Source organism: Eubacterium aggregans, assembly GCF_900107815.1.
GTDB classification, from domain to species: domain Bacteria; phylum Bacillota; class Clostridia; order Eubacteriales; family Eubacteriaceae; genus Eubacterium_O; species Eubacterium_O aggregans.
On sequence record NZ_FNRK01000059.1, the window covers coordinates 1 to 1,283 of the forward strand.

A 1,283-nucleotide genomic window follows, 5' to 3' on the forward strand; every position below is an offset into this window, starting at 1 on the left:
TTAAGGTCACACAAAAGAGAATGTACCATGACTCCCTGTTTCTCCCTAGAAAGGAGGTGATCCAGCCGCACCTTCCGATACGGCTACCTTGTTACGACTTCACCCCAATTACTGACCCCACCTTCGACAGCTGCGTCCTTACGGTTCGCTCACTGGCTTCGGGTGTTGCCAACTCTCGTGGTGTGACGGGCGGTGTGTACAAGACCCGGGAACGCATTCACCGCAGCATTCTGATCTGCGATTACTAGCAACTCCAACTTCATGCAGGCGGGTTTCAGCCTGCAATCCGAACTGGGGGTTGTTTTATGGGATTGGCTTCACCTCGCGGCTTCGCTTCCCTTTGTCCCAACCCATTGTAGCACGTGTGTAGCCCAGGCCATAAGGGGCATGATGATTTGACGTCGTCCCCACCTTCCTCCGTATTGTCTACGGCAGTCCCTTTAGAGTGCCCAACTCAATGCTGGCAACTAAAGGCAAGGGTTGCGCTCGTTGCGGGACTTAACCCAACATCTCACGACACGAGCTGACGACAACCATGCACCACCTGTCTCTCTGTTCCCGAAGGAAACGTCCTATCTCTAGGATTGTCAGAGGATGTCAAGGCCTGGTAAGGTTCTTCGCGTTGCTTCGAATTAAACCACATGCTCCGCTGCTTGTGCGGGTCCCCGTCAATTCCTTTGAGTTTCAACCTTGCGGTCGTACTCCCCAGGCGGATGACTTAATGTGTTAACTGCGGCACTGAGTTTCCCCAACACCTAGTCATCATCGTTTACGGCGTGGACTACCAGGGTATCTAATCCTGTTCGCTCCCCACGCTTTCGCACCTCAGCGTCAGTATCTGTCCAGCAAGCCGCCTTCGCCACCGGTGTTCCTCCTAATATCTACGCATTTCACCGCTACACTAGGAATTCCACTTGCCTCTCCAGTACTCAAGTCTTACAGTTTCAAATGCACGTCACCGGTTGAGCCGGTACCTTTCACATCTGACTTATAAAACCGCCTACGCGCCCTTTACGCCCAGTGATTCCGGACAACGCTTGTCCCCTACGTATTACCGCGGCTGCTGGCACGTAGTTAGCCGGGACTTCTTCATTGGGTACCGTCACTTCTTCTTCCCCAATAAAAGAGTTTTACGATCCGAAAACCTTCTTCACTCACGCGGTATTGCTGCGTCAGGGTTTCCCCCATTGCGCAATATTCCCCACTGCTGCCTCCCGTAGGAGTCTGGACCGTGTCTCAGTTCCAGTGTGACCGTTCGCCCTCTCAGACCGGTTACCCATCGT

Annotated in this window: 1 rRNA gene; it reads right to left on the bottom strand. The window is 53.4% G+C overall.

The features are described 5' to 3' along the window. Positions 1–49: 49 nt before the first annotated feature. Positions 50–1,283: ribosomal RNA gene (locus BLW33_RS13900) — 16S ribosomal RNA — on the bottom strand; the annotation flags it as partial.